Source organism: Shewanella septentrionalis (assembly GCF_025370265.1).
GTDB lineage: Bacteria > Pseudomonadota > Gammaproteobacteria > Enterobacterales > Shewanellaceae > Shewanella > Shewanella hafniensis.
Genome location: NZ_JAMTCC010000074.1, coordinates 1 through 9,095 on the forward strand (window position 1 = coordinate 1; position 9,095 = coordinate 9,095).

4 protein-coding genes are annotated in these 9,095 nt (G+C 42.4%); 1 reads left to right on the plus strand and 3 read right to left on the minus strand.

Annotation, left to right across the window (positions count from 1 at the left end):
• Nucleotides 1-4,848 (plus strand): conjugative transfer relaxase/helicase TraI (traI, locus tag NE536_RS22035; RefSeq protein ID WP_261274019.1); only part of this gene is annotated, 4,848 nt, incomplete at its 5' end.
• Between the two features lie 20 nt (nt 4,849-4,868).
• Here traI and NE536_RS22040 read toward each other — a convergent pair.
• The 3 genes from NE536_RS22040 to NE536_RS22050 all read right to left on the minus strand — a co-directional run bounded on the left by NE536_RS22040 (nt 4,869) and on the right by NE536_RS22050 (nt 8,602).
• Nucleotides 4,869-5,228, minus strand: a complete 360-nt coding sequence (locus NE536_RS22040) for a hypothetical protein (RefSeq protein WP_006087379.1) — start codon at nt 5,226-5,228, stop codon at nt 4,869-4,871.
• Nucleotides 5,229-6,445: 1,217 nt separating this feature from the next.
• On the minus strand, nt 6,446-7,948 hold the full coding sequence (locus NE536_RS22045) for a hypothetical protein (protein WP_261274020.1): 1,503 nt from the start codon (nt 7,946-7,948) through the stop codon (nt 6,446-6,448).
• Nucleotides 7,949-8,602, minus strand: a complete 654-nt coding sequence (locus NE536_RS22050; protein ID WP_261274021.1) for a type II restriction-modification system restriction endonuclease — start codon at nt 8,600-8,602, stop codon at nt 7,949-7,951.
• Nucleotides 8,603-9,095 lie beyond the last annotated feature (493 nt).

Consider the following 9,095-nt stretch of genomic DNA (forward strand, 5'->3'; position numbering starts at 1 on the left):
GCCACGCTTGAATTTACACTAGGCCAGAAGCTCGATGCGCTCGATATTAAATTGGCACTCGATAAGCACATTGAAGATGGCGCACTCATTCCGCTTGATAAAGAGTCTGCGACCTTTACCAGCGCCGCCCACATCAAAGCCGAAACTAACCTGCTAGAGAGCATCAAGCCAAAAACGGCCAACATGCGCCAAGTGGTCGATACCAACACGCTTCAAGGCAAAGGCTTAAATGCGGACAACCAAAAGAAAGTCTCTGAACTGTTCGCCAGTACCAAACAAGTTAACCTAGTGAACGTCTTTGGTAGCAGTGAACAGCTCGCGACCGCCCTGCTCAATGTCGGTGAGGCCAACGGTAAACGTATTCACATCATTACCCCTGACATGAAAAGCAAACTGCAAACCAGTGAACGAGTGCAACGCGATTCATCGACTGTGGTGAAGTGGATAATGAACCACTTCAAACCCGACCACACCCATACACTCAGCAGCTTTACTAAAACGGCCAACAACACTAACCGCGATATTTTAGTGGTTGAGAACGCCAATAAACTCGGCCTTAACGACTTTAATGCCCTGCTCGCGCAAGCCAAAGCGGGTAACAGTAAAGTGATTTTGCTCAATCACGCCAATGCCAAGCAAGGCATGAAAGCCGGTAACGCTATCGAGGTACTTAAAAAAGGCAACGTAAACGAAAGCAACTGGGTCGCCACAAAACAAAGCAACACAGCCATGCGACTGCATGAAAGCAAAGACAGTGACAGGGTTAACCTGATTGCAAAAACTTACGCGCAACTGCCCGAGAAGCAACACACCCAAGTCATTGCGGGCACCCATAAAGATGTGAAGCAGCTTAACAGCGCCATTCGCGCAGAACTGCAAAATCAAGGTGATGTATCGCGCCTTGGGCTCAACATCCCTACCCTTAATCCCGTGTTCTTATCCGCGCAGCAACGGGAAGTCGTCGGCCAGTACACCAAGGGCATGGTACTCACCCAATGGCAAAAAGTCGGTGGCCGCAATCAACAGCAGCAATTGACGGTGGACAGTGTAAACCGTGATAACAACACCCTCACGCTGATAGACAAAAACGGTAAAGCATCTGAGATTAACCCCAGCAGCAAAGCCTTTAAAGCCGCAGAGTACGTGATCGCTAAACCGGACAATTTACATATCGCCAACGGCGATAAACTCATCATGGCCACAAACCATCAAGACAGTGGTTTGAGCAAACAAATTTATACGATCAACGCCCTGTCCAAAGAATGGGTCACGCTCAAAGACGAAAGCGGCAAACAGCACAGCGTTAAAGCCAGTGCATTGCACCATGCGCCGCTCAATCATGGTTACGCCACCACGCCAAGCAATGCCAGCCCTAATGCAAGTCACCACATCGTCAACATTAAAGCCTATAGCGCCTCAAAAGAGTGGTTACATGACACCCTGACACAAGGCATCAAACACATCGATATATTCACCGACAAGGCACAACAATTTGATGACCGATTAGAAAAAAGTGAGGTGAAACCATCCAGTATTTCGCGCATCATGCAAGCCGCTGACATGCCAGAAAAGTTCGTGAATAGCCAAACCACGGCCCTGCTCACCCAAGATGTGACCGCAGCACTGAATGCCATTGGTGCCCAGCATCAAGACAAAGGGCTTATTCACAATGCCGTGGATTTTGCCATCCAGCACATTAGCGAGAAAGAAGCCGGTTACTCACAAAAAGAACTGATTGTTAATGCGATCAAGTACGCCTTTGAAGAAAAAGGCACCAGCATTACCCAACATGAAATCATCAACACCCTGCAACACATGGCCACGAACAGCACGGATAAAGCCGCGCCCTCACTCCTGAGCGCCGAATACCACGACGGCACCCGCTGGACCACCCAAGCCGCTATCGATACCGAAGTGCGTATTTTAGACAGACTGCAAGCGGGCAAAGACCAACTTGCGCCCCTAACCAGCGTTGAACACGCCGCGCAGGTACTCAGTCAAAATCAAAACCTGACCGATGGCCAAAAAGACTCGACCTTATTGATAACCACCACCAAAGACCGATTTGTGGCAGTTAAAGGGTTAGCCGGTACGGGTAAATCGACCATGCTTGAAACGGGTATCGATCTCGTTAAACAAAGCGAATCCATTCTCAACACACAACCCAATAAGACACCGACACAATTCATCGGTCTAGCGCCGACACACGCCGCCGTTAACGAACTCAAAGACAAGAACGTCGAAAGCCAAACGGTTCAATCACTCCTAAGCAACTTTTTAAGCCAAGATGCGAAACCTGACCAATACGCCAACACCGTGTTCTTGCTCGATGAATCCTCGATGACCAGTAACGCCCAAATGGATAAATTTACCCATTTGATTGAGACAACAGGCGCGCGCGCCGTGTTCTTGGGTGACACTAAACAGTTAACGTCCCAAGAAGCGGGTAAACCTTTTGAACTCGCGTTAAACAAAGGCGCAATCAATAGCGTCACCATGAAAGACATTGTGCGCCAACAGAACAGCACGCTACTGAGTGCAGTACACAATATTGTCGATCGCCAAGGCGAAAGCGCTATTGATAAAATTCAGCAACAATTACCCTTTGACCAATACACCGCGCCCACCGCGAACGACGTGGTAACGCCCGAAAAGCAGGCTACCGCTAACATCAATCAAAGCTTGAATATCATTTCAACTTTGCAGTCGATAACCGATAACCCGAAGAAAAACCAGCAACTGGCGACCGAAGCCCTGCCCGCCACGGTGGCACTGGAATACTTGGCCAGAACACCTAAAGCGCGTGAAAATACCCTTATCATTGCGTACACCAACAAGGAACGCGACGACATTACCCACGAAATCCGCCAAGGGTTACAGCAACAAAAAAGCCTCAGTACCGAGCAATTCACTGTACCGAGATTACGTGGAGTCCATGCCAGCAAGGCCGAACTGGCGACCATGTTGCCCTATCAGCAGGGGTTAATCCTGACGACCAGTAAAGACAGTTATTTTGAAATTATGAAGGTCGATAAGCGCAATAACATGCTCACCCTCGCGGATATGAAAACCGGCGAGGAAAAGCATTTCTTTCCCAAAAATCACGGCCACAAATTTACGAACCTTTGGGCTAAGAGTGAGCAACCTCTCGCAGAAGGCGACAGTATCATGCTCCGCAAAAGCGATATTGACCGTGAAATGCAGGGCAACAAAACCTATACCGTTAGCCGCATTGACGATAAACAAATGCAGCTCAAATCCACGGATAACCACACATTAACGCTCTCAACCAAAGAGTTGAAAGATGCTCATTGGGATTACGCATACACCCGCACCGCCGATATGGCGCAAGGGGCAACCTATGAGAATGTCATTACTGCGATTAAGGGCCAAGGTGCATTAACTAACGTAAGGCGCGCGTATATCGATATCACCCGTGCCAGTAAGCACGTAAAAATCATCACCGATAACCCGCAAAAAATGATGCTCTCATGGGTCAATAACGATCCCAATAAAGTCTCTGCACTTGAGACAAGAGATAACTATTACCCTGAACATACCCCGCTATTTAATGACAAACCCTTGCCGCATGAAAACCCAAAGTACCTCGATGTAAATGGATATGTGGATCTAAAACTGATGGCCACCGAGCTAAATGCCAAGCTTCCGGCCTACAGTGAATCACTGGCAACGCAGCTTTTAGGTGAGCCGAACCACGATAAATCAGACAAAGATAACCTGACATTTGGCAAAGAGGGGAGCCTAACATTGACCACAACGGGCCAATATCGTGGCTATTTTAAAGACTGGAAAACCGGCGATAAAGGCACCCTAATTAACCTGATTATGGTCGCTGAAAAATGCAGTTATAAGGATGCACTTTATAAAGCCGATAAAATGATGAACGAACCCGATAAATATAATCTGGTAAAAAACCCACAGCATGATGAATTAACACATGCCATTCCGGTTAAGCAAAGTCAATTAGAAGCGCGCGCGAAGCAATACTTTAATGAAGCGAAACCTATCGAAAACTCACTCGCACAGACGTATTTAAACAAGCAAGGCATCGACGTTAAGCAGCATGAAAACTTACGTTTTCACGATGCCGTTTATTCGTCAGAAAAACGTGGGACCTTCCCCGCATTAATTGCGAACATCACCAATGATAAGGATGAGACCAAGGCAGTAGAAATTACTTACCTTGATAAATCCAGCGGTGACATTGCAGCGCTTAAAATAAACAAGCGCATACTCGGCACTAAATCGGGGAACAGCACGACGATCAACAAAGGCAATAATTCAGACTATAGCATTGTCGCTGTCGGGGTAGAGAATGCACTTAAGATAAATGCTGACAATAAAAACGGGGCTGACGTTATTGCGCTAAACAATAATAATGACACTAAAACATTCAATACAAATGAATTGCGCGAAAACGTGATAGTGGTACTTGATACTAATAATTCACAAGACACTGCAAAACTGGCTAATGACCTTACCGAAAAATTCAGCAAGGAAAATATACATGCGGTAATTATTGAACCCAGCCTGATACCTGACGGCTTAAACAAAGTCGAAACGACAAAGCAATTAGTCAACGAAGCGGTCTATAGCATAACGACAAAAGACAATACACTATCTAAAGCCATTCAATCATTGAGTCATGATATTGCAGGCACAAAAAATATCACGATGAATGATGACAGCACTAACGTAGCAACGAATAAAATAAAGCACGATGAACACTATCAACATTTAGCAATGGATAGCCACCGTTCACCCACGAAAGAACATAGCCCCAACATCGACAATCCTAAATTGGATATTGGGGAAAAGACCATGTAATGAATATATAAAGAGGACACTTAGTCCTCTTTATTTTCGCCCGCTAAAATCTGCTCAACTTTTTCCTCTGCCTTTCTCATTGTGTCCTTATGCTTAATACCTGCATTCTGTATATCAACAGGTGCCGCATTGTATGTCTGGTAATAGACCAGACTGCTAGTGTGTTGCGCCTTAACTGTATAGGTCAGAATCACCTCTAACAGTTCGCGAGTAGATAACCCCTCGGCATCATCTTTATGCTCAAGAATACGCAGAGCAAACAAGATCAAATCTCGCGCGGCAGCAGCATCTTTTTCCAAACCCTTCTCTTCTCGATAAGCAACAATCTTGGCATAGAGATCTGCATCGCAGGGGACTTGCACAACTTTACTTCTGGCCATAGTGACATTATCCAATGTATTAAAAGTGTATTAACAACGTATAGGTTTGCATTATAACTGTATTAACCAGTGTATTAAAGTTTAATACACTCACAAATTGAGTTAATGAGTAATTCCTTTATAAACATCACTTTAATACTAAATAATACACGCGGTATTAATACTGTATTAATCCGCCTGAAACCATTGGCACAAGGGCTTTTAATACGATTGTATTATTTTAATAATACACCTTTAATACGATTTAGTGTAAAAACGAAATGAATTTTCAAAAAAAAATATTTAAATCATATTGATATTTAAATGCTTAATTTCAATAGCTTACACCACAAACAACCATAAGAATTGATTTATCAATTCTTGCGTGGGGTGTGGAGAATATAGGACGTACCAAGGTGGCATTTTTGCGTTAATTTCACGTGTTCAATTATTTCCGCTCAGGGCAAGTATATCAGCAACTTAGAACCCTTTGAAAGGGCTCGGGTTGTGTAAAAAAGTAGTCCCACGCAACCAATTTTCGGGCAAAAACCTCTTTAAGGTGGCATTTTTGTGTCATTTTCAGCAAAAAACGTGGCTTATTTTAGTGGCGTGAAGTGTGGACAATGCAAGACGAGCTAAGGTGGCATTTTTGCGTTAATTTTTTACAGATGTATATTTGAAACTAAACTAATTACATCAGACACATATAACATGCATAAATAATAAAAGCTGTGCAAAAAAGTAGTTTCCCGCAATCAAATTTACAGGCAAAACGTCTCTTATAGTGGCAATTTTTCCCCAAAAAAACTGGATTTTTTAGCGGCGTGAAGTGTGGTGAATATAGGACATGCCAAGGTGGCATTTCTGCGTTAATTTTATTTAACACTAATTATATACTAAATTAAATAATATCATAACCTTACAGGATTTCTGAAAGAGAATTATTATGGGACATGAATCAGTTCTCTAGAGATTTGATTCATCTTAAGGAAAAAACCGCCCCAGAACAGCTGAAAACGGGGTTCTAGGGCGGGTTTTAGGGGCTAGCGTGAATCAGTCTGGTGTAGAGTGATTCACAGGCTCATTTTTGGCCTTAATTAACGCAGAGCTAAGGGGCAGACACAAGCGAAGCATGCGCCGCTTGTGTCTGCCCAGCACCATTTATGGCGCGACCTTGAGCGACTAGTTAGCTGCCTTTCTAGGACTATAACTCGCTATTGGCTCCGCTATTCCAAGGCTCAATTGTCCAATTGATTATCAGCTTTGCTTGACATAACAAACTCGTTATATTCTTCAATCAGACCTAACTCTTTCGCAACTTCTTTTAAAGACAACTCTCTCAATATTTTTGTTGTTACTGGCCTCTTTTCATCTAAAAAAACGAGCGAAGAAATAAACTCTTTTGCTGGGTGAGAGACAAGTAGCATATATATGAAATCCGCCTCTTTTTTGCTGCCCATTGGAATTAAGTTAACTGTATCGTCAAAAATTACAGGCTTACCATTCATTGGCGGAATAATATTGAATTGAATATTTTTATAAAGTCCTGAAATTGCTATCTTCCAATCAGTGAATGAGTATTGACCAACGCCGAATATTGAAAATCTTGGTTTTCCTTTATAAATAGTGCTTTTTCTCCTATCGAGATACTCTTCATGCTGAATTAAGTAATCCCATGTTTTTGGAGCAAATTTCATAATCTCTGAAGTGTCTTCGCCAACATTTTTTTGAGTTACTATTACTACTTTTCTATAAGATTTTACTCGACCATTTCCTATGTCAGAACTTTTTAGCAACGGATATATATATGTGTCCTCGACATCTACTTTCTCACCAAATCCATTGATATATCCACCATCGACTTCTTCTAGCTCCATTACATTTGAACAATCGTGCTTTAATCCTGATCGCCAAACATAGGCAGAATCCTGCCCTTTTAAATGCCTCCACTTCTTATAAATTTCTACATCACTAACAATGATCCCATCTCTTTCACCTATCACATGTGAAGGAGTTGTTGATTCTAAAGAATCGTATACGTCACAATCTGCGTGGCCAGTTTCAGTTGTTAGTACAAATAGACACGCTTCCACAGACGCATCGAAGTATGCTTTCGCATCAATAGGATATATGTGCCCGAAAAATTTATGTTCTTTAGACTGCCTAACTTGTCTCATAACTTTTCTAGCCACTGAAGTCTTGCAGAGAAATGCTATTGCCCCTTCCCGGTTAGAAAGCCAAGAAACATGTTGTAGCAGCATCCACTCTGAAATATCAAAATTTCCAGAGCCGGTAATTGCCTCAATGCCTTTTCGCCCTTGAAAATTTGTTTTCTCCGGAAGGTTTTTACTATTTAACATTCCCAGTTCACTACTTGTTACCCACGGCGGGTTTCCAATAATTAGCAACTGTCCCTGCATGCTGGATATTTCGTTTTCCCACGCAGTGTCGAAGAAATCAGCTTCTTTAACTTTGCTAAGGCCTCCTAAGTTTTTACTTAGAATTTCTTTATTGGCATCATCCACATATTTTGGATTAATTTCGTATCCGTGTACTTGTGAGCCTTGAAATCCTTCCGCTGCTGCCAGTACAAACGCCCCTTTACCACATGTAGGCTCAATTATGTGATCTGGCGAAATATTGTGATTTCTTTTTAGAACTTCAACTACTTTTTTTGCCAACAGAAATGGCGTCTGAAAATCTCCGAATTCCCATTTCTCTATCGATTTTTTGCCTGCCACTTAACGAATTCTCCATATACCATTTACGACACCTGCTTGCTGTATCACCCTACTGTATTGAAGCCTCCACTGCAAAGCATTAGAAATTGTCAGAAAGCCTTGAATTGGCGGCTCAATGATAATTCTACCCGCTAACTCGTTGGCACCAATTTCGTCTACTGGCAAGTTACGTTCAGCAATGAAAGCAATAATGTCATCTTTGTTTCCATTTCTATAAAGAATTTCTAATATTCCCGTAGTCGTTTGGAAGTCAGCAGTACGGGCTTTATCAACATAAATTGTATGTTGCATGTCTAACCGGCCAGTTTTATTAGCATGATCATCAAATTTTTCATATACAAAAACTAGAAGATTATAGCCTAAGCCATATATTTTTTGCGATGCCGACCTGAATGGGCAAGAAGATTGCGGTTGTTTTATACTTGTTACTTTAATGTCAACACCCAATCCTGGTATATCAATTCCAGAAGCTGAGTTTCCCTGAACATACTCATAATTTGCTGCAAGGTAAGCAGTAAACTTATGCTCAAGATATGTACCAACAGCTTTGCCATCTGTTACGCCATAAAGTCTTGGTTCATCATAAATACTTTCTATTTCAGCAAACCTAGATGCTTCATTTATTAATGTTTCAATCGTTAATATTGTCTTCACAATAACCTCAAATTATTAAATTTTCTGTGGGGCCAGTTTGGCAACTAACGTCTTAGTATTTATGCGCTGCGCTGTTTGCAGGGCATAAATCACTTGTTGGACTTGGCCGCTGCCGCATCCATGTCAATTGGTATAAATGATGCTATAGGAATTTGCTTTTTTGCGGTAGCGGTTTTTATACCGTTTGATGGGTAATTACTTGATATCGTTTTAGCTTTCTCATTCTCTTACGCTCATTTTCGACTGATTATTGACCTTGGTTGACAGTTTTCGGACTCGTATACAGGCTAACGTTCGTACCATATTTTCTCGTTAGCAACCGTAATTACGGTTGGATAAAACTGATAAAGCCAAAACTCTGTAGCATTACTAAAATTGGGTCAACATGCGGATGTTGAAGTGAGCTAAATGCCATTTGCTAACGAGGAATGGGGCAAAAATAAGTTTACTTTATGCCCCCTTTCAACGTTTAACTTTACAAGAATAGTTTACT